25 protein-coding genes and 1 pseudogene are annotated in these 24,151 nt (G+C 64.3%); 7 read left to right on the forward strand and 19 right to left on the reverse strand.

Annotated elements, in window-relative coordinates:
* Positions 1-196: 196 nt before the first annotated feature.
* The 6 genes and pseudogenes from rimP (at position 197) to typA (ending at position 8,801) form a co-directional block, all read left to right on the forward strand.
* Entirely contained in the window at positions 197-685 is a 489-nt protein-coding gene (gene rimP, locus AC56LW_RS08020) for a ribosome maturation factor RimP (protein WP_183549472.1), read from the forward strand.
* The gene (nusA, locus tag AC56LW_RS08025) at positions 682-2,247 is read left to right on the forward strand and encodes a transcription termination factor NusA (RefSeq protein WP_183549475.1); all 1,566 of its coding nucleotides are present in this window, start codon (positions 682-684) and stop codon (positions 2,245-2,247) included. Before rimP ends, nusA begins: the two co-directional genes overlap by 4 nt.
* Positions 2,248-2,291: 44 nt before the next feature.
* Positions 2,292-5,153 carry a translation initiation factor IF-2 gene (infB, locus tag AC56LW_RS08030; protein WP_499501170.1) on the forward strand — a complete coding sequence of 954 codons (2,862 nt, stop codon included), beginning with the start codon at positions 2,292-2,294 and terminating at the stop codon, positions 5,151-5,153.
* Positions 5,154-5,263: 110 nt separating this feature from the next.
* Positions 5,264-5,638, forward strand: a pseudogene (rbfA, locus tag AC56LW_RS08035) (30S ribosome-binding factor RbfA); the annotation flags it as partial.
* A gap of 125 nt (positions 5,639-5,763) precedes the next feature.
* Positions 5,764-6,690, forward strand: coding sequence for a tRNA pseudouridine(55) synthase TruB (gene truB / locus AC56LW_RS08040; RefSeq protein WP_499501171.1), 927 nt, complete (start codon positions 5,764-5,766; stop codon positions 6,688-6,690).
* Positions 6,691-6,968: 278 nt separating this feature from the next.
* Complete coding sequence (gene typA / locus AC56LW_RS08045; RefSeq protein ID WP_183549484.1) at positions 6,969-8,801, forward strand: translational GTPase TypA; 1,833 nt, start codon at positions 6,969-6,971, stop codon at positions 8,799-8,801.
* Between the two features lie 133 nt (positions 8,802-8,934).
* Here the strand turns inward: typA and AC56LW_RS08050 are convergent, their stop codons facing one another.
* The 12 genes from AC56LW_RS08050 to flgB all read right to left on the reverse strand — a co-directional run bounded on the left by AC56LW_RS08050 (position 8,935) and on the right by flgB (position 18,731).
* Positions 8,935-9,957, reverse strand: coding sequence for a hypothetical protein (locus tag AC56LW_RS08050; RefSeq protein ID WP_499633342.1), 1,023 nt, complete (start codon positions 9,955-9,957; stop codon positions 8,935-8,937).
* A gap of 5 nt (positions 9,958-9,962) precedes the next feature.
* Positions 9,963-10,874, reverse strand: coding sequence for a flagellar hook-associated protein FlgL (gene flgL, locus AC56LW_RS08055; protein WP_499633344.1), 912 nt, complete (start codon positions 10,872-10,874; stop codon positions 9,963-9,965).
* Positions 10,875-10,884: 10 nt separating this feature from the next.
* The gene (flgK, locus tag AC56LW_RS08060) at positions 10,885-12,270 is read right to left on the reverse strand and encodes a flagellar hook-associated protein FlgK (protein WP_499633346.1); all 1,386 of its coding nucleotides are present in this window, start codon (positions 12,268-12,270) and stop codon (positions 10,885-10,887) included.
* Between the two features lie 97 nt (positions 12,271-12,367).
* Positions 12,368-12,706: a rod-binding protein gene (locus tag AC56LW_RS08065; RefSeq protein ID WP_183549494.1), complete on the reverse strand. Its 339-nt coding sequence runs from the start codon at positions 12,704-12,706 to the stop codon at positions 12,368-12,370.
* Positions 12,706-13,824 carry a flagellar basal body P-ring protein FlgI gene (locus tag AC56LW_RS08070; RefSeq protein ID WP_332530264.1) on the reverse strand — a complete coding sequence of 373 codons (1,119 nt, stop codon included), beginning with the start codon at positions 13,822-13,824 and terminating at the stop codon, positions 12,706-12,708. The genes AC56LW_RS08065 and AC56LW_RS08070 overlap by 1 nt, the downstream gene beginning before the upstream one ends.
* 8 nt (positions 13,825-13,832) lie before the next feature.
* Positions 13,833-14,492 carry a flagellar basal body L-ring protein FlgH gene (gene flgH / locus AC56LW_RS08075; protein ID WP_499633348.1) on the reverse strand — a complete coding sequence of 220 codons (660 nt, stop codon included), beginning with the start codon at positions 14,490-14,492 and terminating at the stop codon, positions 13,833-13,835.
* A complete protein-coding gene (gene flgG, locus AC56LW_RS08080; protein ID WP_183549500.1) occupies positions 14,492-15,277 on the reverse strand; it encodes a flagellar basal-body rod protein FlgG in 786 nt (261 codons plus the stop codon). Before flgG ends, flgH begins: the two co-directional genes overlap by 1 nt.
* Positions 15,278-15,305: 28 nt before the next feature.
* Positions 15,306-16,031, reverse strand: a complete 726-nt coding sequence (locus tag AC56LW_RS08085; RefSeq protein ID WP_499633350.1) for a flagellar basal body rod protein FlgF — start codon at positions 16,029-16,031, stop codon at positions 15,306-15,308.
* Between the two features lie 10 nt (positions 16,032-16,041).
* Positions 16,042-17,232 (reverse strand): flagellar hook protein FlgE, encoded by a 1,191-nt coding sequence (locus AC56LW_RS08090; protein ID WP_332530267.1) that lies wholly within the window; start codon positions 17,230-17,232, stop codon positions 16,042-16,044.
* Between the two features lie 11 nt (positions 17,233-17,243).
* The gene (locus tag AC56LW_RS08095) at positions 17,244-17,945 is read right to left on the reverse strand and encodes a flagellar hook capping FlgD N-terminal domain-containing protein (RefSeq protein ID WP_499633352.1); all 702 of its coding nucleotides are present in this window, start codon (positions 17,943-17,945) and stop codon (positions 17,244-17,246) included.
* A gap of 2 nt (positions 17,946-17,947) precedes the next feature.
* Positions 17,948-18,352: a flagellar basal body rod protein FlgC gene (flgC, locus tag AC56LW_RS08100; RefSeq protein WP_258836342.1), complete on the reverse strand. Its 405-nt coding sequence runs from the start codon at positions 18,350-18,352 to the stop codon at positions 17,948-17,950.
* A gap of 19 nt (positions 18,353-18,371) precedes the next feature.
* Positions 18,372-18,731, reverse strand: a complete 360-nt coding sequence (gene flgB / locus AC56LW_RS08105; RefSeq protein ID WP_332530270.1) for a flagellar basal body rod protein FlgB — start codon at positions 18,729-18,731, stop codon at positions 18,372-18,374.
* Positions 18,732-18,918: 187 nt separating this feature from the next.
* Here flgB and flgA point away from each other — a divergent pair, with 187 nt between their 5' ends.
* A complete protein-coding gene (flgA, locus tag AC56LW_RS08110) occupies positions 18,919-19,506 on the forward strand; it encodes a flagellar basal body P-ring formation chaperone FlgA (RefSeq protein ID WP_499633354.1) in 588 nt (195 codons plus the stop codon).
* Positions 19,507-19,522: 16 nt separating this feature from the next.
* On the opposite strand, the gene AC56LW_RS08115 is transcribed toward flgA, so the two are convergent.
* From AC56LW_RS08115 to AC56LW_RS08145, 7 genes are read right to left on the reverse strand one after another with little or no spacing between them, the layout of a single operon-like run.
* A complete protein-coding gene (locus tag AC56LW_RS08115; RefSeq protein WP_499633356.1) occupies positions 19,523-20,287 on the reverse strand; it encodes a glycoside hydrolase family 73 protein in 765 nt (254 codons plus the stop codon).
* The gene (gene flgN, locus AC56LW_RS08120) at positions 20,274-20,702 is read right to left on the reverse strand and encodes a flagellar export chaperone FlgN (RefSeq protein ID WP_499633358.1); all 429 of its coding nucleotides are present in this window, start codon (positions 20,700-20,702) and stop codon (positions 20,274-20,276) included. Before flgN ends, AC56LW_RS08115 begins: the two co-directional genes overlap by 14 nt.
* Positions 20,703-20,704: 2 nt before the next feature.
* A complete protein-coding gene (gene flgM / locus AC56LW_RS08125) occupies positions 20,705-20,977 on the reverse strand; it encodes a flagellar biosynthesis anti-sigma factor FlgM (protein WP_482897688.1) in 273 nt (90 codons plus the stop codon).
* 29 nt (positions 20,978-21,006) lie between these two features.
* On the reverse strand, positions 21,007-21,984 hold the full coding sequence (locus tag AC56LW_RS08130; protein ID WP_499633360.1) for a flagellar motor protein MotB: 978 nt from the start codon (positions 21,982-21,984) through the stop codon (positions 21,007-21,009).
* 3 nt (positions 21,985-21,987) lie between these two features.
* A complete protein-coding gene (motA, locus tag AC56LW_RS08135; RefSeq protein WP_332530275.1) occupies positions 21,988-22,899 on the reverse strand; it encodes a flagellar motor stator protein MotA in 912 nt (303 codons plus the stop codon).
* Positions 22,900-22,936: 37 nt separating this feature from the next.
* Complete coding sequence (locus AC56LW_RS08140) at positions 22,937-23,665, reverse strand: FliA/WhiG family RNA polymerase sigma factor (protein ID WP_499633680.1); 729 nt, start codon at positions 23,663-23,665, stop codon at positions 22,937-22,939.
* A 34-nt stretch (positions 23,666-23,699) separates the two neighbouring features.
* Positions 23,700-24,149: a flagellar basal body-associated FliL family protein gene (locus tag AC56LW_RS08145; protein WP_499633363.1), complete on the reverse strand. Its 450-nt coding sequence runs from the start codon at positions 24,147-24,149 to the stop codon at positions 23,700-23,702.
* Positions 24,150-24,151 lie beyond the last annotated feature (2 nt).

The raw sequence follows: 24,151 nt of genomic DNA on the forward strand, positions 1-24,151 counted from the left end.
GCTCATTTTGGCGTGCGGATTGCGAGGCACGCCGAAAAGCAGTATAATTTGCAGCCTAATCGAAGACCTTCCCGACGTGTTGTTCAGCGTGCATCCGGTGTAAGCGTCATATTTTGATTGGGGTGTAATGACAAAAAGATGGGCAGATGCCCATTTTTTTTTTGGTAAATCGTTTTAGAAGCCCTGGAGAAGTGCCGTGCAGCAGTTTGATTTAATCGCCACGACAGTCAGTGGTCTCGGTTATGAACTCGTCGACGTGGAACGAGGCGACCGCGGGATCCTGCGTGTGTATATCGATTTTCCGGCTGCCGACGCGGACGAAAAGGGCCCGATCACGGTCGAGGATTGCGCCAAGGTGAGTCACCAGCTGTCGCATGTCTTCACCGTGGAAAACGTCGATTACGAACGACTCGAAATTTCGTCGCCGGGCCTCGATCGCCCGGTACGAACCCTCGCCGATTTCGCGCGCTTTGCCGGCCTTGAGTGCACGGTCAAGCTGCGCGTCGCGGTGCCGGGCAGTGATAACCGCAAGACGTTCACCGGTATCCTGCGCGGCGTCGAGAACGATAAGGTCGGCTTGGAATTTGACAGTAAAGATGGCCCGGCGTTGATGGAATTTACGCTGGCCGAATTGGATAAGGCACGTTTAGTGCCGCAGGTGGATTTTAGGAGTCGCAAAGCATGAGTCGCGAAATTTTGTTACTGGTGGATGCGCTTGCGCGCGAAAAGAACGTCGACAAGGAAGTCGTTTTCGGAGCGCTCGAGTTCGCGCTGGCACAGGCCACGAAGAAGCGTTATGAAGGCGAAGTCGACATTCGCGTGTCAATCGACCGTGACACCGGCGAATTCGAGACTTTCCGCCGCTGGCACGTCGTTCCCGACGAAGCCGGCCTGCAACTGCCTGATCAGGAGATCCTGCACTTTGAAGCCAAAGAGCAGATTTCGGACATCGAAGTCGACGAATACATCGAAGAGCCGATTGAATCGGTCGACTTCGGTCGTCGCTTTGCCCAGGACACCAAGCAGGTCGTGCTGCAGCGCGTGCGCGATGCCGAACGCGAGCAGATCCTGCAAGACTTCCTGGAACGTGGCGACTCGCTCGTCACCGGCACCATCAAGCGCATGGAACGCGGCGACGCGATTGTCGAATCGGGCAAGATCGAAGCACGCCTGCCGCGTGACCAGATGATCCCGAAAGAGAACCTGCGTATCGGCGACCGTGTGCGCGCTTTCATCCTGCGTGTGGACCGCAATATGCGTGGCCCGCAGGTGATCCTGTCGCGTACTGCGCCTGATTTCATCATGAAGCTGTTCGAACTCGAAGTCCCGGAGATCGAGCAGGGCCTGCTGCAGATTAAATCCGCAGCCCGCGATGCCGGCGTGCGCGCCAAGATCGCCGTGTTCACGGCCGACAAGCGCATCGACCCGATCGGTACCTGCGTCGGGATGCGCGGTTCGCGCGTCCAGGCCGTGACCGGTGAACTGGGTGGCGAGCGTGTCGACATCGTGCTGTGGTCCGATGACCCGGCGCAGTTCGTCATTGGCGCCCTGGCGCCGGCGAATGTCTCGTCGATCGTGGTCGACGAAGAAAAGCACGCGATGGATGTCGTCGTGGACGAAGAAAACCTGGCCATCGCGATCGGCCGTTCGGGCCAGAACGTGCGCCTGGCGTCCGAGCTGACTGGCTGGAAGATCAACATCATGACGGCCGAGGAATCGGCCAACAAGGTGGAGCAAGAATCGGCGGCCATCCGCGCGCTGTTCATGCAAAAACTGGACGTCGACCAGGAAGTGGCCGACATCCTGGTGGAAGAAGGCTTCTCGAGCCTGGAAGAAATCGCGTATGTGCCAATTTCCGAAATGCTGGAAATTGAATCGTTCGACGAAGACACTGTCAACGAACTCCGTACCCGTGCACGCGATGCGCTGGTCACCGAGGCGATTGCTTCCGAAGAAGGCCTCGAAGGCATGGAAGAAGCTCTGGTCAATCTGGAAGGCATGGACCGTACCGTTGCCGGCAAGCTTGGCCTGGCTGGTATCAAGACGGTCGACGCATTCGCGGCACTGGCCTATGACGAGTTTGGCGCCATCCTGGCGCTGCCGTCGGAACGTGCCCGCGACCTGATCAAGAGTGAATTTAATGATGTGACCGACGACGAGATGAAGCTGGTCGATGGCAAGTACGACGACCGGGCGAAAGCACTGCAGGCGAAAGCCTGGAGCCTGGCTGAAACGGCCAAAGCTTGAGCAAATCTTTATCATCTGTCGCGACACATAGAAAAGAGGACTGAATGGCGAGTAACAACGTAGCCCAATTTGCCACCGAGCTGAAGATGCCTGCAGACCTGCTGCTGACGCAGCTGCGCTCGGCCGGCGTCGAAAAAAGTTCGACGTCAGATCCGTTGTCGAAAGATGATAAGGACAAGCTGCTGAACCATCTGCGTCGTACCCACGGCGCGAGCGACACCGGTGAAAAGAAAAAGATCACGGTAACGCGCAAGGAAACCAGCGAAATCAAGCAAGCTGATTCGTCGGGCAAATCGCGCACCATCCAGGTCGAAGTCCGCAAGAAGCGCACCTTCGTGCAGCGCGACGACCTGGTCACGACCAAAGCACCTGAAGAGCCAGTCGTCGACGTTGCTGAACAAGCACGTCGCGAAGAGGAAGCAGCGCGCCAGAACGAAGCGATCGCCCGCCAAGAGGCTGATCTGCGCGAGAAGCAAGAGCGCCTGATCAAACTCGAAGCCGAAGAAAAGGCGCAAGCCCAGGCAGCGCAAGAGCAGGCCAAGCGCGATGCGGCTGAACAAGCCAAGCGCGACGCCGCCGAGAAATCGGCTGCTGCTGCCGTGGCTGCCGGTGCTGCCAAGGAAGCTGCTGCCGGCGCGAAAGAAGCCGCTGCCGGTGCTGCTGCTGACGAGTCGGCCAAGCGCGCCGCTGAAGAAGTCAAGGCCCGCAATGAAGCGGCAAGCAAGGAAGCGGCCGAACGCGTTGCCGCTACCGAGCGCGCCCGCAAGGCCGTGGCTGACGAAGTCGCGCAGATCAAGCTGATGATGAGTCAGCCGCGCCGTGTCATCAAGGCACCTGAGCCAGCACCGAAGCCGGTCGTCGCACCAGCGGCCCCGGCCGGTACGCTGCACAAGCCTGCCGACAAGAAGCCTGGCGAAGTCAAGAAAGACGACGCCAAAAAGCCTGGCGACAAGAAGTCGATCAAGTCGGCCAATGTGTCGTCGACCTGGTCGGACGACGCTAAAAAGCGTGGCGGCCCGAGCGTGAAAACGCGCGGCGGCGCAGGCAGCAGCACCGGTGGCCGTGATGGCTGGCGTGCTGGTGGCGGCCGTGGCGGTCGTCGTGGTCATGATGACCGCGAGACCAACTTCCAGGCGCCAACCGAAGCGATCGTGCGCGATGTGCACGTGCCGGAAACCATCACCGTGGCCGAACTGGCCCACAAGATGGCGATCAAGGCATCGGAAGTCATCAAGCAACTGATGAAGCTGGGCCAGATGTGCACGATGAACCAGGTGCTCGATCAAGAGACCGCGATGATCCTGGTGGAAGAGATGGGCCACAAGGCCTTCGCTGCCGCCGAGGATGATCCAGAAGCACTGCTGGCCGACAACGGCGAGCACGCCGAATTCGAATCGACCTCGCGCGCACCGGTCGTCACCGTCATGGGTCACGTCGACCATGGTAAGACGTCGCTGCTGGATTACATCCGTCGCGCCAAGGTCGCCTCGGGCGAAGCGGGTGGTATTACCCAGCACATCGGTGCATACCACGTGGATACCCCACGCGGCATGATCACCTTCCTTGACACCCCGGGTCACGAGGCGTTCACCGCCATGCGTGCCCGTGGTGCCAAGGCGACCGACATCGTCATCCTGGTGGTGGCGGCGGACGACGGCGTGATGCCGCAAACCAAAGAGGCAATTGCTCACGCAAAAGCCGCTGGTGTCCCGCTGGTCGTGGCGATCAACAAGATCGACAAGCCGGGTGCCAACACCGACCGCGTCACGCAAGAGCTAGTCGCTGAAGGCGTCGTGCCTGAAGAATACGGTGGCGAATCGCCATTCGTGCCGGTGTCGGCAAAAATCGGTACCGGTATCGACGATCTGCTGGAGCAAGTGCTGCTGCAGGCCGAAGTGCTGGAACTGAAGGCGCCGACCGAAGCGCCGGCCCGTGGCCTGGTGGTCGAAGCCCGTCTGGACAAGGGCCGCGGCCCGGTGGCAACGATCCTGGTGCAGTCGGGTACGCTGAAGCGCGGCGACGTCGTGCTGGCGGGTTCGTCGTTCGGTCGTGTTCGTGCCATGCTGGACGAAAACGGCAAGGCAGTCACCTCGGCTGGCCCATCGATTCCGGTCGAAATCCAGGGTCTGACCGAAGTGCCGACCGCCGGCGAAGAAGTCATGGTCATGGCCGACGAGCGCAAGGCGCGTGAAATCGCCCTGTTCCGTCAAGGTAAGTTCCGTGACGTGAAGCTGGCCAAGCAGCAAGCCGCGAAGCTCGAGAACATGTTCGAGCAGATGGCCGAAGGCGAAATCAAGAACCTGCCGCTCATCGTCAAGACCGACGTGCAGGGTTCGCAAGAGGCACTGGTCGGTTCGCTGCAGAAGCTGTCGACCTCGGAAGTGCGGGTCCAGATCGTGCACGCAGCGGTCGGCGGCATCACCGAGTCGGACGTCAACCTGGCAACCGCGTCGAAGGCAGTCATCATCGGCTTCAACGCCCGTGCCGATGCCCAGGCGCGCAAGCTGGCCGAGTCGAACGGCGTGGACATTCGTTACTACAGCATCATTTACGATGCAATCGACGAAGTCCGTACCGCTCTGTCGGGCATGCTGGCGCCAGAAAAGCGCGAGACCATCACCGGTCAGGTCGAGATTCGCCAGGTCATCCTGGTCTCGAAAGTCGGCGCGATTGCCGGTTGCCTGGTCACCGATGGTGTCGTCAAGCGTTCGTCGTCGGTCCGTCTGCTGCGCAACAACATCGTGCTGTGGACTGGCGAGATCGATTCGCTCAAGCGCTTCAAGGACGACGCAAAAGAAGTGCGCGCCGGTCTCGAGTGCGGCCTGTCGCTGAAGGGCCAGAACGAAATCCAGGTCGGCGACGTCCTGGAAGTGTTCGAAGTCACCGAAGTGGCACGTACGCTGTAAGCGACACGTTGGCGTAACATGGGGGCCAGGACGCTTCGCGGCAACGTCGCGAAGGGCCTGGCCCTTTTATTTTGGCTCTCTGATTTTCCAGAAAAAGATGCAGCAACATCATGGCTAAACACAGCAAAAGCATTCCCAAGCGCGGCCTGCGCGTGGCCGACCAGATCCAGAAGGATCTGTCGGAACTCATCGCCTTCGAACTGAAGGACCCTCGCGTCGGCATGGTCACGATCAGCGAAGTACAACTGACCCCTGACTATGCCCACGCCAAGGTGTATTTCACCCTGCTCAAGGATGGCGTGGAGGAAGTCAAGCAGACGCAGGAAGGCCTGAACAAGGCGTCCGGCTACCTGCGCAATATGCTGGGCAAGCGCCTGCACATCCACACGCTGCCGGCGCTGCACTTCGTGCATGACACGTCGACCGTGCGCGGCCTGCAGATGTCGGCCCTGATCGACCAGGCTAATGCGACGCGCTCGAAGGATGACCCGGAATCGAATCCGGCGCCTGAGGTGGATGTCGACCTGGACCAGTCGCAGGAGCAGGACCAGGATCAGGATCAGGATCAGGACAGCGATGCTGGTGACGACGCCGACAAGGCGAACAAAGCGTGAACGGTCGGCCCGCCAAAAAACCGCGCGACCTGGTCAATGGCGTGCTGTTGCTCGACAAGCCGGTGGGCTTCTCGTCCAATGACGCGCTGATCAAGGCCAAGCGCGTGCTCAATGCGAAGAAGGCCGGTCACACCGGCACGCTCGACCCATTTGCCACCGGCCTCTTGCCGCTGTGCTTTGGCGAAGCGACCAAGTTTTCGCAGGACTTGCTGGAGTCGGACAAGACCTATCTGGCCACGGTCCACCTGGGCATCACGACGACCACCGGCGACACCGAAGGCGAGGCCGTCGAGACCAAACCCGTCGATGTGACGCTGGACCAGATCGAAGCCGCGCTGGCCCGCTACCGCGGCCCGATCCTGCAAACGCCGCCCATGTACTCGGCGCTCAAGCGCGACGGCAAGGCACTGTACGAATACGCACGTGAAGGCATCGTGCTCGAGCGCGAAGCGCGCCCGGTGACGATCCACTCGCTGACGCTGGTTGCGTACGACGCGCCGTTCCTGAAGATCGCCGTGACCTGCAGCAAGGGCACGTATGTGCGCGTGCTGGGGGAGGACATCGGCGCCGCGCTCGGTTGCGGCGCGCACCTGAACGCACTGCGCCGCACCGAAGTCGGGCCGTTGACGATCGAGGGCATGATTACGCTGGACGATCTGCTGGCGCACCCCGACCCGTTGTCGCTGCTGCAGCCGGTCGACGCCTTGCTGTCGAGTTTTCCGGCCCTTGAACTGACGCCCGAGCTGGCGCGCCGTTTCCTGCAAGGGCAGCGCCTGGCGCTTGGCAAGGAAGACATCGTCGTTCCCGAACAGCAGGGCAGGGTGCGCATCTATCATGCTGGCAGCCTGCTGGGCACCGGTATTCTTGGGGAGTATGCGATCCTGGCCCCCGAACGCCTGATCTCGACCGCACCCCAGGGTTGATGTCACGCGGCAGTCATAAACGGGCGCTACCCTTGCAGGCAGCGCCCCGTCTGTCCAGTGACCGGGCAAGCTCTTGAAATACCTCGCTATTTCCAACCACCCCGGTTAGAGCGGTACTTTACCTGCTATACTAGTCGGTTTCCGAAATCAGCAAGTGCGCGGCAACTTCGCGGCACCATCGCGGCAACATCGTCGCAGTACCTCGGCAGCATCGCGGTACAGCGCAGCAGATACTCGGCAGATCGTACACTTCCGTACAACGCAACTTCTCAGAGACCATGTCAAACACCAAACGCGCGATTCGTAATATCGCAATCATCGCCCACGTTGACCACGGCAAAACCACCCTGGTGGACATGCTGCTGCGTCAATCCGGTACGTTCCGTGAAAATCAGCAGGTGGAAACCCGCGTGATGGACTCGAACGACCTCGAAAAAGAACGCGGCATCACCATTCTGTCGAAGAACTGCGCTGTCGAGTACGAAGGTACCCACATCAATATCGTCGACACCCCAGGCCACGCCGACTTCGGCGGTGAAGTCGAGCGCGTGCTGTCGATGGTTGACTCCGTGCTGCTGCTGGTCGATGCGCAAGAAGGCCCGATGCCACAGACCCGCTTCGTGACCCGCAAGGCACTGGCCCTGGGCCTGAAGCCAATCGTCGTCGTCAACAAGGTCGACCGTCCAGGCGCGCGCGCCGAATGGGCCATCAACCAGACGTTCGAACTGTTCGACAAGCTCGGCGCGACCGATGAACAGCTGGACTTCCCGATCGTCTACGCATCGGGTCTGAACGGCTATGCCGGCCTGACCGAAGATGTCCGCGAAGGCGACATGAAGCCGCTGTTCGAAGCGATCCTGCAACACGTGCCAGTCCGTGACGACAATCCGGACGGTCCGCTGCAGATGCAAGTCACGTCGCTCGACTACTCGTCGTACGTCGGCAAGATCGGCATTGGCCGTATCTCGCGCGGCCGTATCAAGGCTGGCCAGGACGTCGTCGTCGTGAACGGCCCAGGCGCAACCCCAATCAAGGGTCGCATCAACCAGGTCCTGAACTTCAAGGGCCTGGAGCGCGTGCTGGTCGATGAAGCCGTCGCTGGCGACATCGTCCTGATCAACGGTATCGAAGAAATCGGCATCGGTTCGACCATCTGCGCACCGGACACCCCGGACGCACTCGAAATGCTGACCGTCGACGAGCCTACGCTGACCATGAACTTCATGGTCAACAACTCGCCACTGGCCGGCCGCGAAGGCAAGTTCGTCACCAGCCGTCAGCTGCGCGAACGCCTCGACCGCGAACTGAAAGCCAACGTCGCACTGCGCGTTTCGCCAACCGACGACGACACGATCTTCGAAGTCTCGGGCCGCGGCGAGCTGCACCTGACGATTCTGCTGGAAAACATGCGTCGCGAAGGCTTCGAGCTGGCAGTGTCGCGTCCACGCGTCGTGTTCAAGATGGTCGATGGCGTGCGCCATGAGCCGTTCGAGAGCCTGTCGGTCGACGTCGAAGAAGCCAACCAGGGCGGCGTGATGGAAGAACTGGGTCGTCGTCGTGGCGACCTGCAGAACATGGAATCGGATGGCAAGGGCCGCGTGCGTCTCGAGTACCTGATCCCGGCGCGTGGCCTGATCGGCTTCCAGGGCGAATTCATGACCCTGACCCGCGGTACCGGCCTGATGAGCCACGTGTTCCACGAGTACGCACCAGTCGACAACAGCAAAGGCGAAATGGCCGGCCGTCGTAACGGCGTGCTGATCTCGCAGGATGACGGCGCTGCCGTTGCCTACGCGATCTGGAAACTGCAGGACCGCGGCCGCATGTTCGTGTCGCACAACGACCCGGTGTACGAAGGCATGGTCATCGGCATCCACTCGCGTGACAACGACCTGGTCGTGAACCCGATCAAGGGCAAGCAGCTGACCAACGTGCGTTCGTCGGGTACCGACGAAGCGGTGCGCCTGGTGCCGCCAATTCAGATGTCGCTGGAATACGCGGTCGAATTCATCGAGGACGACGAACTGGTCGAGATCACCCCGAAGAGCATTCGTCTGCGCAAGCGCTACCTGAAAGAGCACGAGCGCAAGAAAGCCAACCGCGAAGGTTAATGCCTTCCCCTCACCGGCAATCGAGATTGCCGGTGAATGAAAAAACCCCGCTGCATGCAGCGGGGTTTTTTTTTATTCATCAACGCGATGCGTTGAAGCAGCGCGATGTCAGACGTCCAATGGGTGGCAAGTGTCAGCGCAATCCGAGCAGCGCCTGCACCCGTTCGCGGCTCACGCCCACCAGTGCCGACGTGATGGCCAGCAGCGACTGGTAATCGTGGCTGGTGGCGGTACCGGAGAAATCCGCGGCCAGCAGCGCCAGTTCGGCTTGCGGCAACTCCGATTGCGCCGTGCGCGCCGTGGCCTGACTCAGGGCGAGGGCGGCGGCATCCTGCGAGCGGCGCACGCGCGCCAGCGCCTGCACCACCTCGCGCAACCCCTGGCGCAGGGCGTCCGGATTACCCAGTTGCCATTCCCGTGGCGCCAGCGAGGCTGGCAGCGCGGTCGTATCGACGCGGCCACGGCCCGTCACGGCAATGGCGTCCTTGACGCCGTCGAATGTGGCCTCGGGCGTCGTGAAGACGAGCGCGCGCTCCGTGTCGAGCCCGGCACGAATGCCGACCGGCGCCAGCGTGCGGTCCAGGCGCCGGGCGATCTCTTCCTCCGTCATGCCCGGTTCGAACGTGGCCGCCAGTTGCGGGCCGCCGATGCTGCCGACCGAAAAGCCCAGGGTCTGGTTGCCGGCCGCCTGCAGGCTGGCGATGTCCAGGCCGTCGATACGAAAACGCTGTTGTGCGACCCGGTCGCCGTCAAAGCCGAGCTCGGCATCGAGCCCGGCGCCGCCTTCGCTGCGGCGGGTGTCAAGCGTGTCGCCCAGTTGGCGCGCCCGCGCTTCGAGCTGGCGCGATGCCGCGCCGCGCCCGGCCAGGCGGGTACTTAAATCTGCCTTGAGCGCTTCGAGCTGGGCGGCGATGCGCGCCAGATAGTCGAGCGCCTGCTGGGCCTGCGCCACGCCCGTTTGCAGATCGGGGCCGTGCAAAGCGCTGCGGCGCGGTGCGCGCGCAGTGGCCGCCGTGGCGGATCCCGTCACCGGTTCGGCCGCAGACGGCTGCGCGGTAACGACGCGGGCCGCCATGGCGCCAGCGCGGACGAGGCCGGCCAGCGTGCTGCTACCCGGAACGGCCGGCGGGGTAATGGTGCGGGTCAGGGCGTCCATGGGCATCACAGCGCATCGAACAGCGACAGGTTGCCGATCTTGGCGTAGGCCTTGTAGGTCGCCTGCAGGGCCGATGAGTAGCCGCTGAGCTCAGTCGCGGCGACGCCGACGTCGAGCTGGCCGATGTCGAGGATGGCCATCTGGTTCGACAGGCTGATGTTGGCGTGGTTGGCCTCGAGCGTCCGGATGACGTTCTGGCGCCCGCCCATCGTGGCGATCTTGCTCGAGACCAGCCCCTGGGTCGTGTCGAAGCCCTTCAGGTTGGCTGTCAGCACCGCACGTACGGCAGGGTCATTGGCGCTCGCGCCAGGGGTCGACAGCACGCGGATGGTCTCGTCGAGCTGATTCAGCAGCGATTCCAGGCCCGCCAGGTCTTCGTTGGCGGGCTGGGTCAGGCCACTGCCGACCGTGACGTTCTGGCTGTTGGTGTTGCCCGCATACGTGTAACGCGCACCCGGTACGGCGGCCGGATCGTAGGCCAGCGGCGCCGTCCGCGTCAGCGTGCCCGAGAACAGATGGTTGCCTTCGTGGTCGACCGTATTGGCGCTGAAGAACAGGCTGTCCTTCAGCGCCTGCAGCGGCGCCAGCATCGCTTTCAGGTCGGCCGGGGCATTGCTGCCGTCGGAGGCCCATACCAGCAGGTCGCGGCCCTCGTTCATCTCGCCCACCATATTGCTCAGGTAGCCTTCCGATTTGGACAGGCGCAGCTGCAGCGCGCCGATATTGTCGCGGTATTGCTGGACCGACGATTCCTCGCGCTCCAGGCGCGACAGGCGCACGCTGTCGACCGGGTCGTCCGACGGCAGCAGGATGCGCTTGTTGCTGGCGATCTGCTGCATGATCTGGCTGACCCGCTCCTGGTTGACCTGGAGCGAGGCGTTCATCGTCGATTGGTACTGGGAAGTGGCGATACGCATGATTGTTCCTTTAGCCCATCATCGCGAGCGTGGCGTCGAACATCGAGTTGGCAATCGAGATCACCCGCATGTTCGCTTCGTACATCCGCTGCAGTTCCACCAGCTTGACTGCTTCTTCGTCTTCGTTGACGCCGCTGGTCGATTGCCAGTCGTCAACCGCTTGCGTGCGCACGGTGTCGGTGGTCTTGAGGGATGCTCTGTTGAGTTTGCTGTCGATGGCCAGTTTGCCCAGCAGCTGGGTATCGGCGTCGCTCAGCAGGACAGTCCCGATCCCGGGCAGCGTGACCGGCTGGCCCTTCAGCGCGGCAAGTTGTTGCAGATTGGCGGTATCGCCTGGCAAGCCGTCGCCCGAGAAGGCCAGGTCTTCGGCCTTGAAGCCGGCAACGACCTTCAGTGCATTCGCGCCGCCGCCCGGGGTGTAGACGAACAGCGGTGTGCCGGCCACGGCGGGGCCGCTGGCAGGCGTGCTGAACCCGAACGCCAGCTGGGCATTGACGCGCTCGGCAATGGTGCGGCCCAGCGTGTCGACATCATCCTGCAGCGGCTTGAGGGTTGTGATTTCGTACAGGCTCAGGCCACCGATCTGACCCCCCATTTTCGTGGCGTCCAGCGTGAAGGTGGCACTGGCAAACGTGATCGAAAACGCCTGCGGCGCACTCGTCGTCGCGGCGGCCTGCAGCGTGCCGTGCATGCTGCCGATCACCAGCGCCTGACCGCTCTTGAGCGCGACATCGCGGCTGCCATCGGCGTTGGTCGATACTTCCAGCGCCATCTTCGACGCCAGTGCGTCGATGGCGTTGTCGCGCGCATCGATCAGGCCAGAGGCCGAGACGCCGCCCGCCTGGGTTTCCATGATCTGCCGGTTCAGGCTCGCGATCGTGCCGATGTCGCTGTTGGCCGCATCGACCAGCGCGCTGCGCTGCTGGCGCACCGACGTGATCTGCGCGTTAAAGACATTGTTCATGCCGTTGATGCGCTCGCCCATCAGGCTGGCAGACGTCAGCACCTGCTGGCGCAGCGGGGTCGAACCGGGGTCGCCAGCCACGGCGTTGATGGCCTTGAAGAAATCGTCGATGCCGGCCGACAGGCTGGCCGAGGCGTCGCCCATCACGCTTTCGAGCTGCGTCAGGTAGGGCTGCGACTGGGCGTAGGCGCCTTGTTCCGACGCGGCGCGCCACATCGCCTGGCTCTTGTAGTTGTCCGAGAAGCGCATGAGCGAGCTCACCTCGACACCATTGCCGGCCGACCGCCCGCTGGCATCCGGGCCCAACGACGTAAACAGCGCCGATTGCCGGGTGTATCCCTTGGTTTGCAGATTCGCGATGTTCTGGCTGCTGGCCGACAGCGCGATCTGGGCGGCGAGGGCGCCGGACAGGGCATTGTTGATGATCGTCATGGTGGAACTCGTTTCGGGACAGGGTTAACCTGATAAGGCGACCAATCCTTGCCGCTTGTTAAGCTTTACTGCAGATTGGCGTTGCCGGTGCAGACGGTCAGGTCTTGCCGCCGCCAGCGCCCGGCACCAGCTGGCGCAGGATCGCATCGGCAATGCCGAACGCGCGCTGGCCGGCCATATTGCCTGCCAGCAGATCGTCGGCCATGTCCTGCATGTCCTGGTTCACGCGGTTGTTGAACACGCTGTCCTCGCTGGCCATCTCGCGGGTCGAGGCGCGCATCGTGCGCAGCATGTGGCCGATGAAGAAGCGCTCGAATTCCACCGCAGCCTTGGTGGCCTTGGCGACGTAGGCCGGATCGGCCGGCGGTTCAGCGGCAGGGGCGACATTGTCGGCATTGAGCGCCAGGCTTGTATTGCGAAGTTCGTCGATGCGCATCAGATCACCACCAGTTCGCCTTCGATCGCGCCGGCCTGGTCGAGGGCCTGCAGGATCGCCATGATGTCGTCGGGCGAGGCGCCCAGGCTGTTGACGGTGTCGATGATCGTCTGCAGGCGCGCGCCGGGCGGCCAGCGGAACATCTGGCCTGAACCCTGGTCGACCGACAGCTTCGATTCGGGCGTCACGGCGGTCTGGCCGTTGCTGAGCGGACCCGGCTGGCTGACACGCGAACTCTCCGAAATGATCACCTTGAGCGAGCCGTGCGTGACGGCGGCGGCTTTCACGCGCAGGCCGTCGGCAATGACGACGGTCCCGGTGCGCGAATTGAACACGACGCGTGGCACCTCGACGCCCGATTCGACGGTCAATGCCGTCAGGCGCGCCATGAACGCCACGCGCTCGGTCGGATTGCTCGGCGCGATGACATCGACGCTGGTGCCATCCTGCGTGGTCGCCACCGGGCCGTAGCGCTTGTTGATCGCATCGACGACATTGGTTGCCGTCTCGAAATGCGGCTGGCGCAGGCGCAGCGTGATCTGCGGGCGGGTGGCGAAGTCGCTGGCGATCTCACGCTCGATCTGGGCGCCGTTGGGCACGCGGCCGGCGGTCGGGGTATTCACGGTGACCGACGAACCGCTGCGGCCCGTGGCGTTCAGGCCGCCGACCACGACATTGCCCTGGGCCAGTGCATAGACTTCGTTGTCGGCCGCGCGCAGTTGCGTCAGCAGCAGCGTGCCGCCGCGCAGGCTTTTCGAGTCGCCCAGCGACGAAACGGTCACGTCGATCGTCTGGCCACGGCGGTAGCCGGGCGGGAAGGTGGCCGAGACCATAACGGCCGCGACGTTCTTGTTCTTGGCGTCTTCGCCCTCGGGCAGGCGCACGCCGAACTGCTTGAGCATGTTGACGACCGACTGGCTCGCGTATTTCACCTGGGTCGAGTCGCCGCTGCCGTTCAGGCCCACGACGAGGCCATAGCCGACCAGCGGATTGTCGCGCACGCCTTCGACACTGACGAGATTGCGCAGGGCCTGGGCGGCGTGGGCGGGGTGGATGGGCAGCAGGGCGCTCGCGCAGAACGCGGCAAACAGCAATGGCGCAAAACGGCGCGAAATCATGGAGATCCTCAGAACGGCATCAGGGGGCTGTTGAAAAAGCGCGTCAGCCAGCCCGGCGTGTTGGCCTCGGCCAGCGCGCCGCGGGCGGAATAGGCGATGCGGGCATTGGCCACGCGCAGCGACGAGACGCGGTTGTCGGTATCGATGTCGGCGGCGCGCACAAAGCCCTTCAGGCGCACGAATTCTTCGCCCTGGTTCAGCATCAGGTTCTTTTCGCCGGCCACGCGCAGCAGGCCATTGGGCAGCACTTCCTGCACGATCACGGTCAGCGCGCCGGACAGCGCATTTTGCTGGGTGCTGGTGGCGTCACCCTCGAAATCGCGGTCGGCCGAGATGTCGATCCCGGTTTTTCCGTAGACCTTGCCGAGCGCGGCCAGCGGCGCGATGCCGACCGACGACCCCTTCGAGATGCTGGTGCCGGCGCGCTTGCTCGCCTGCGTGGTCTCTTGCAGGATCACGGTGACGGCGTCGCCCACGCGGTAGGCGCGGCTGTCGGACGTCAGCGAGACCGTGTCGGCCGTGAACACGCCGCCTGACAGACCGGCGCGCACCGGACGCTGCAGCGGCATGGCGTCGTCGTCGGCCAGGGACACCGGCATCGGCGACGAGCAGCCGGCCAGGACCAGCCCGCACAGGGCGCCGGCAAGGGCGGTGACAATTGCGCGCATCAGCGTGCCGCCGCCGCCAGGGTCTGCAGCATATTGTCGGCTGCCGACAGCACCTTGGTGTTCATCTCGTAGGTGCGCTGGGCTGCGATCATGTCGACCATCTCTTCGACGACCTGCACGTTCGAGCCTTCCAGCGAGCCTTGCTTGAGCTTGCCGAATGCGGCGTCGCCCGGGCGGCCTTCATTGGCCGCGCCGCTGGCGGCGGTTTCCTGGAACAGGTTGTCGCCCAGTGCCAGCAGGCCCGTCGGATTGATGAAGGCGGTCAGGTTCAGCTGGCCGATTTCCTGCGGCGCCGGCTGGCCCGCGATCGTGACCGAGACGACGCCGTTCTCGCCGATCGTCACGCCGGCGGCATTCTGCGGAATCGTGATCTGTGGCACGATCGGCAAGCCCTGCGCGTTGGTCAGCGTGCCGTTGGCATCGACCTGCAACTGGCCGGCGCGGGTGTAGGCCGGTTCGCCGTTCGGGCGGCGCACCTGCAGGAAGCCGGCGCCCGAGATGGCGACGTCAAGCGGTTGGCTGGTCTGTTGCAGGCTGCCGTTGGTGAAGGCTTTCTGGGTGCCGACCACGCGCACGCCGTTACCGAGCTGCACGCCATTGCTGACGGTGTTGTCGGCGTTCTGGGCGCCCGGTTGCGCATCGACCTGGTAGAACAGGTCTTCGAACACGACGCGGTCGCGCTTGAAGCCGACGGTGTTGACGTTGGCCAGGTTGTTGGCGATGGCCTGCAGCTTGGCGTCTTGCGCCTGTACGCCGGTCTTGCTGATCCACATTGCTGGATTCATGGTTGCTCCCTGTGAGGTTGTGCCGGCGTCAAGCGCCGAGCAGTCGGTTGCCCGATTCGTTCATGCTGTCGCTGGCCTTGAACATCTTCATCTGCATCTCGAAGCTGCGGTTCAGGGCCATCACGGCGACCATTTCTTCCACTGCCGAGACATTGCTGCCTTCGAGTACACGGCTGCGTACGTTGATGTTCTGGTCGGCCGCGAGCGGCTCGCCGCCACGGGCCACGATCAGGCCCGCCTCGTTCTTGGTCAGTTCGGCGCCTTCGGCGCTCACCAGCCGCAGCCGATCGACGACCTGGGTCACGGTGCCGCCTTCGGGCATCACCGAGATCGTGCCGTCGTTGGCGATGTCGACCGCCGTGTGCGGCGGCAGCACGATCGCGCCGCCTTCGCCCAGCAACGGGCGGCCGGCGACCGACAGCGCGCCATTGGCGTCGATGGCAATGGCGCCGCTGCGGGTATAGGCTTCGCCGCCAGCCCATTCGACCGCCAGGTAGCCGTTGCCGGCGACGGCCACGTCCAGTGGACGGCCGGTCTCGCGCACGGTGCCGGTGCGGGTGGAAATGGTGTAGGCTTCCGAGCGCGACTGGTGCACGCTGTCGTAGCCGTAGCCACCCAGCGACTGCACCGACGCCAGTTCGATATTGGCGCGAAAGCCCGGCGTGTCGGCATTGGCCAGGTTGTTGGCCCGTACCTGCTGCGCGCGCAGCGTGCGTTCGGCGCCGCTGACGGCGGTAAAGATGAGCTTATCCATGGCGTGGCGCTTACAGGGCCTGCATCAGCGACTGCATCATCTGGTTCTCGGCGGTGATGACCTTCGAGTTCGCCTGATAATTGCGCTGCGACGTCATCAGGCCGACCAGTTCCGACGTGATGTCGACGTTCGAGCCTTCCAGCACGCCCTTGGACAGCTTGCCGCCCAGGCCCACGCCCGGCGTCGTGTACAGCGGCGCGCCTGAATTGGCATTCGCGATCCAGGCGGTATCGCTGACCGACACCAGGCTGCCTTCGTCGGGGAAGGTGGCAATGGCGATCGTGCCGACCACCTGCTGCTGCTCGTTGCTGTACTTGGCCACGATCGAACCGTTCTCGGCCAGCTCGACACCGACGAAGGTGCCCGAGGCATAGCCGTCGGCGCGGTTGGTGGTGTTGGTCGCTTCGCCGGCAAACCTGGACGTGCCCGTATAGTCGAAGCTGAACGTCATGTCGGCTGCGCCCGTTGCGGCGCCGGGGATGGTCAGGGCCGTGCCGCTCGTCGTCGCCGGCAGGATCTGGCCATTGGTGCCGAAGTTCATGGCAAAGCCGGCGCCGGCCGGCGCCGCGCCATCGAGGCTGTAGTGCACGGTCACGGTGTCGGCATCGGTCTTGACGAAGTACTGCGATACGGTGTGCTGGGTGCCGAGCGAGTCGTAGACCACCGACTGCTTGACCATATTGTAGGTATTGGCGTCGGTTGGGCTGAAGGCGGTGGCCGGGACTTTCCAGTCGCCCGACATATTGCCGGCGTAGCTGACCTTGGTGGTGGCCACGGCCGGGATCTGGCCGGTCGGGATGGCGATGTCGCCCATCGTGCCAAGCACGCCGCCCACGCTCGGGCCGTAGCCCTGGACCTTCTTGCCAGTCGAATCGACCAGCAAGCCATCGGCGTTGGTCGAGAAGATGCCTACACGCGAATACGACACGACGCCCTGGGCATCGCGGCTGGTGAAGAAGCCGCGGCCCTGGATCGCGGCGTCCATGCCGCGCCCGGTGCTCGACAGGCTGCCGTTCTGGCTGATGTTCTGGGTCAGCGACTGCACCTGCACGCCATTGGCCTGGTCGCCGGCATATACCGAGGCGAAGTTGGCGCGGCTGCTCTTGAAGCCGTAGGTGCCGGCGTTGGCGATATTGTTCGACAGCGTCGTGAGCTGTTCGTTGATGGCCTGGATGCCCGACAGGGCGATATTGAAGCTCATGGCTGATCCTTTTAATTGAACGTGACGGGCGCATCGGCGCCGGTGGTCTTGCCGTTGAAACCCGTGATCCAGCCCGGCTCGACGTCGCCGATGCCGGCCACCTGCATGACGATGCCGCCGGTCGACGACAGGCGCACGCTGTTCAGGCGGCCGTCGATTTCCACTGCCGGCTGGGTGCCGTCAGCCGCTTCGGCGGCGATGCTGTATTTGCCCGCTGGCAGGCCGAGTTTGGCCGGGTCGATCGTGAAATGCTGCGCGCCCGCGGCATGCGGCGGCAACTCGATCCGTGTCTGTGTCCCGGTGGCGCCCGTGAGCACCAGGTGGGTCAGGCTGCTGGCCCCGCCCAGCTGGACGCTGCCCTGCAGCGCCGTCTCGCCCAGCTGCACGCGGCCCGTCTCGACCGAGACCTGGTTGCCGACCTGGCCGCCCATCGCCAGCACCTGCAGGCTTTGCAGCATGGTGGCGCTGGCAGCGGTGGTCTGGGTCATGTTTTCCAGCGCTTCGGTCTGCGACAGCTGCGACAGCTGGTTGACGAACGTGGCCGGATCCGATGGCGCCAGCGGATCCTGGTTGCGGATCTGCGCGACCAGCAGCTTGGTGAACATGTCCTTGTTGGCGCTGACGGGGCTGGCCGCCGGGGCGACGGCGTTGCTGTTCGCGTTGCCGTTCGTGTTGCCATTCAGGCCGAACGCATTCGACGTGGTGGTGACCATGATCAGCTCTCTCCCATGCGGATCAGCGACTGCTGCATCGACTTGATGCGGCCCATGACCTCGACATTGGTCTCGAAGGCGCGCGAGGCGGCCATCATGTCGGCCATTTCGGCCACTTCGTTGACGTTCGCGTAGAACACCATGCCGTCGGCATCGGCCAGCGGATTGTCCGGTTCGTGCATGCGGCGCAGCGGCGCGCTCGACTCGACCACGTCGAGCACCTGCACGCTGGCGGTGCCGGCGTCGCCCACCATCGCGGCGAACACGGGCTTGCGCGCGCGGTAGGCATCGGCTTCGGTGCCCGCGACTGCGTTTGCGTTGGCCAGGTTGCTGGCGATCGTGTTCATGCGCACGGTCTGTGCCGCCATGGCCGAGCCGGCAATCTGTGAAATATCCTTGAATCCCATGGGATGCTCCTGGTTGGTCTTATTGACCGGAAATGACTTTGTTCAGACCGCGCAGCTTCATGTTGATAAAGGTAAGGCTGGTCTGGAAGTCGGACGCGTTCTGTGAAAACGCTGCCTGCTCGACGCCGATTTCGACAGTGTTGCCGTCGGCGCTGGCCTGGTACGGGACGCGGTACAGCGGGCCGTCGGCCGACAGGGTCGGCATGCCGTCATCGGCATCGCGCTGGTCTTGCAATGCACTGGCGAAATCGATGTCGCGGGCGGTGTAACCCGGCGTGCTTTCGTTGGCGATGTTGGCGGCCAGAACGCGGGTGCGTTCAGCGCGCAGCTGCAGCGCGTCGGCGTGTACGCCCAGCGCCTGCTTGAAATTGATCGACATGGCGATTCTCCGTGAAGTGCAGTGGGATTGGTTAAAATGACTGTTTCCGCCTGACCAATATTGTCCACCTATGAGTTTCCCTAAGGCAATACTGATAATTGTAGCGTGTGTGTTGTGCACCACAGCATGGTCAGCGCAAACTATTTCTGCGCAGATACAAAAAATTGCACGTGATGAGCTCGAAAAAGTGGCGGCCGCCAGCGGCTTGTCCGAACCCGAGTTCGACCTGACCGTGGTCAGCAGCCGGCCGGCGCCAGCGTGCAGCGTGGCGCCCGCCATCGAGGCCGTCGACACGCGCCAGCCGGCGCGCATGCGTTTTGTCGCGCGTTGCCCGGATGGCAGCGGCTGGCGCCATGAATTCATCGTGCGGGCGCGGGTGTCGGCCATGGTGGCCGTGGCCAGCGCGCCTTTGTCAGCCAATACGGTGCTGGGCGCGTCCAATGTCGCACTCGAGCGGCGCGACATCACCAATATTGCCGATCCGGTCGGCGTGCTGGCCAATGTCGTCGGCCAGTCGAGCCGGCGCAGCCTGCGCGCCGGCGATGTGTTGCGCGCGGGCAGCCTGGCCGCACCGGTCGTGGTCAAGCGCGGCGATGGTGTCGTGATGGTGGCGCGCCAGGATGGCATCGAAGTGAGCATGGCCGGCGAGGCGCTCGACGCTGGCGCGCGCGGCGCCGTGGTCCGGGTCAAGAACAGCGCCAGCGGCCAGGTCGTGCGCATGCGCGTGGTCGGCGCCGGCGCGGTCCAGCCGCCTGACTTGCCGTTGGGCGACTGACGGATCAAGCCGGGCATCATTCAGCTATCCCCTGCAGCTTGCCGGCGATGCGCGCCAGCTTCGACGCATAGTCGGGGTCGGTGGCGTAACCGCCGCGCGCCAGTCCCTGCGCAAACGCCTGCGCATCGTTGCCCGTATTGAGCGCGGTGCGGTAGCGCGGGTTGTCCAGCAACACGCGGGCGTAATCCTGGAATGCACTGGCCGCATCCGGATAGGCGCGAAAGCGCTCACGGGTGGTCAGCGCCGCGCCGTTCACGTATTCGGTGGTGGTCGAGTCGCCCGTTGCGCCATTCCAGCGCGGCCCGGCCTTGATGCCGAACAGGTTGTGGCTGCTCGCGCCGCCGGGGGCGCGCAGCGGCCGCTGGCCCCAGCCCGATTCTAGGGCAGCATGGGCCTGCACCAGTTCCGGCGTCACGCCGAGCTGCTGTGCCGCCTGGCGTGCCCAGGGCGCGATGCTGTCCAGGAATGCCTGCTGCTGGGGCGGCCTGGCGACGGCGTTTGGCGCGGGGACGCCATCAGCGCCGTCAGCGCCCTCGGTGCCATCCATGATCAGGCCGGTGGCGCGCGCGCGCAGCAGCGCACCTTCGGCGCTCAGTGCGCTGGCAGCGCCGCCATCCGGGTCGCCATGCTGGATGTAGGCAGCCACTTCACTGGCCACATCGTTCAACAGGCTGCCAAACCCCGTGCCCCCGCCGGAAGCGGCGGTCGGGCGCGTTGCGTTCGCTGCGCTCGTTGCGGCGGTTGGCGCGGTCGCGCGGGTCGTCAGGTCAACGTGGCGCATACAACTGCTCCTCGCCGTGCAGCACGCGCTGCATGATGCCGTGCTGTTCGGCCAGCAACTGGCCGTTGCGCAGCGTCGCATCCTTGCAGGCGCGCACCGTCTGCTCCAGCGCCTGCCAGGCCGCCTCGAAGGCGGCGCGCGGCGCGGGCGCCAGCGTCGCGCTGTACTGCGTCATCGTTCCCTGCGGACCCAGCAGTGCGCGCACGAGATTCACGCGCTGCTGGCGGCGCGCTTCCATGGCGTCGAGCAGCGGGGTGAGTTCATCGGCCAGCGCGCTCAGTTCGGCGCTGCGGTGGCGCACGGCGGCGTCGAACTGGCGTTCGAGCAGCATCAGGATGTTGGCTGCTTCCTTGACATCCTGCGTGACGCCATCGGCAAGCAGCGTGTTGGCCTGGGTGCGGGTGAGGGTGGCCATGCTCAGCGTCCCGAGTGGAATTTTTGAATCAGCCCGGCCAGGCGCCCGGCATCGAACGGCAGCTCGCCGCGTGCGAGCGCTTCGCGCAGCTCGGCCACGCGCACGGCGTCGAAGTCCGGCATCGCGCTGAGCGCATCGGCTGCAGGCTGCAGCACTGCCGACTGCAAGGCGGCTGCCGGCGCCGCCGATGCTTCGGTCTGGACCGGTACCGAGACCGCACCGGCGCCAGGCGTCACGGTGGTGATGGCGGACGACGATGTGCCGGAGATTTTCATGCGGTTACCTCGTGATTTGGTGTTGATGGTCATGGCGATGTCGGCAGCTGGCCGCGCAGAGTTTCCAGTGCCGCTGCATCGGGCAGGCTGACGGTCGCACGCGCATTTGCGGTCCCAGCCAGTGCCTTGCCAGCTGGTGCGCCGGCGGCCGGTGCGCCGAACATGCCGGCCACGGCGCGCGACTGCGCGCCCGTCAGGATCAAGAGTTCGATGCGGCGGTTCTTGCCGTCGAGCGGCTGTTCGGGATGCAGGGGCCCGCGGTCGGCCATGCCCACCACCTGCAGCACGGTGTCGGTGCGCATGCCGCCGGTGAGCAACTGGGCCCGCGCCGACAGCGCGCGGTCGGTCGACAGCGCCCAGTTCGAATAGGCGCCGCGGTCCATGCCGGCGTAGCGGCTGGCGTCGGTATGGCCGACGATCAGCATCTGGTTGCGCATCTGCGCGAACAGCGGCCCCATTTTTTGCAACAGGCGCGCAAAGCGCCCGGTCGGCAGCGCGCTGCCGCGCATGAACATGCCCTGCTTGTCGGTATCGTGCAGCATCACGCGCAAGCCGTAGGGCGTGACCACGGTGGCCAGGTTCGGCGCCAGGCCTGCTTCGGCCGACAGCTCGGTGAGTGCTTTGGACAGCGCGGACAGGTCGGCCTGCGTTTCATAGCCGACCTTCGGTGCGTTCGCATCGCCCCCGCTGCCCGGATTGCCGGGGCCGCCATTGCCCGTGTGCGGTACCGGGAAGCGTTCGATCAGGCTGCCGCTGGGTTCGCTGGCGATGGCCGGCTTCTGGCCCTGGCCTTCGAGCATGCCGCTTTCGGTCGCCTCGCTGATGATGGCTTTCAGATTCTGCTGCTCGCGCGACGCGATCAGCCACAGCACCAGGAACAGGGCCATCAGCGCCAGGCAGAAGTCGGCGAACGCGACTTTCCAGGCGCCGCCATGCTCGTCATGCTGGTGCTTGCCGCCACCGCGCTTGACGATGGTCGATTCGTGCTTGTCGTTCGTTTTCGACACGTGTTACCCCGTCATGCGGTCGGCAGCGCGCCGGCGCTTGTTCTGCGATTCGTCTTCGCCGCCCATCGCATTGATCCACTGTTCGAGCTGGGCAAAGCTGGGCTTGGTATTCAGCTGGATCAGGCGACGCCCGGCGTCGATCGCCAGCAGGGCAGGCTTGCCGGCCACGTGGGTGCACAGCACGACCTTGACGGTTTCCATCGTCGAGGCGTCCGAGTTGACCCGCTGTTTCATCAGGTTGGCCAGCGGCTCGAGCACGCCGTAGCAGGCGAAGATGCCGATGAACGTACCGACCATGGCCGCGCCGATCTTTTCGGCGATCTCGCCCGAATCGGCGCCGCCCGAGACCGAGTACATCGCCATCACGATGCCCAGCACGGCCGCCAGGATGCCGAAGCCCGGCATCGCCTCGGCGATCTTCTGCAGCGACTTGGCCGGTTGCGTCAGCTCTTCGTGGATGGCTTCGAGTTCCTGTTCGAGCACGCCTTCGAGCTCGTGCGCGTTGATCTTGCCCATCGCCATCAGGCGGAAGTTATCGACGATGAATGCCAACAGCTTGGTTTCGTCCAGGATCGCCGGATAGCGCTGGAACAGCGGACTTTCGGCGGGCGCCTCGACGTGCGCGTCGAGTGCCTTCAGGCCACCGGCGGCAGTCTGCAGCAGCTCGTACATCAGGAGCAGCAGCTGGCGCTGGAATTCCGAGTCGTGCTTCTTGCGCGCCGCCACCTTCTTGAGCTGGTGGCCCAGTTCGGCCAGGACGTGCCTCGGGTTGCCGAGCACCAGCGCGCCCAGCGCGGCGCCGCCGATGATCAACAGCTCGATCGGGTGGAAGATCGAGGTAAAGGTGCCGCCCATCAGGGTAAAGCCCCCGAAGACGGCGCCAAGCACGATGGCGATACCGAGTAATTGCTGCATGACGTGGTGCCTTTCTGGCGGTTTCTGTGGTGTCGGTTCAGTCGCGCCGGAGCGCGGTCTTCATTTTTGCCAGCGCGCTCTTGTTGAGCTGGCAGACGCGCGCGTCGGACAGGTCGAGCACGGCGGCGATTTCCTTGTAGCTCAGTTCGAACTCATAGATCATCTGGATCACGCGCTGTTCCTTGTCGTTCAGCCTTGCCAGCGCCTGTTCCAGGCTGCGCCGCACCATGTAGGCGTCTTCGGGGCCGGGCGTGTGCTGCTCGGCGCCGACCGCTTCCTGCAGGATCTCGTCGAAGCTGAGCATTTCTTCGGCGCTTTCGGCCAGCAGATACTGTTGATATTCATCCGGACTCAGGCCCAGTGCGCCCGCCGCTTCCTGTTCGGTCGGCTCGCGGCCCAGGCTGCGGGTGAGTGCGCGCAGGGCGTCGCGCTGACGGTGACTGTCCTGGCGCACGGCGCGCGGGCGCCAGTCCTGGCGCCGCAATTCGTCCAGGATTGCACCGCGCACGCGCAGCGCGGCGTAGCTCGAAAACCCGGTATCCGGCGTGCCATAGCGACGCAGCGCTTCCAGCAGGCCCATCAGGCCGATCTGTTCCATGTCCTCGCGCCCCATCGCGCCCGAGACCTGGCTGCCGAGCTGGCGCACGATGCGCTTGACCAGCGGCGCATACGCCACCAGGTGACGCGACTCGTCCTGCGGCGACAAGCCCGCGCTGGCCACCACGTCACCATATTCGCTGGCGGCGGCATCGACGTAATCGGTCATGTAGGCCACGGCGTCTCCGGGATCAGGCTGCGTATCACTCGATGATCAGCTTGCCGACCATGACTTCGGAAAACGGCTTGATGTGGTTTTCCTTCGCATAGTTGGCGTTGAAGACCTTGTTCAGCTCGGCCGCGTACTGGTCCACCGTCATGGCGGACGCTTCGGTCATCGTGCGGGCCGACAGGGCGGACACCACGATGCTGCGCAGCAGCGGCAACTGTTCCTTGGTGGCCTTTTCGTCCGCCGCCGTGGTGGCCAGCACCAGGTCGACCGACAGGTAATGGGTGGCCTGCTCGGCCGGCGCGCGGCGCAGCATGACGATGACCTTGTCCAGCGTGACATACTTGGTCAGCTTGGTCTCGGGCGCCGGCTTGGCGGCCACGGCGGCGCCTGCGGTCCTGCTCGTGTACCACATGGCGCCACCGGCGGCGGCGGCCGCCAGGACGGCGACTGCGGCAATGGCGATGATCAGTTTTGATTTCATGG

This window comes from Telluria sp. LT2P80 (assembly GCF_059685955.1).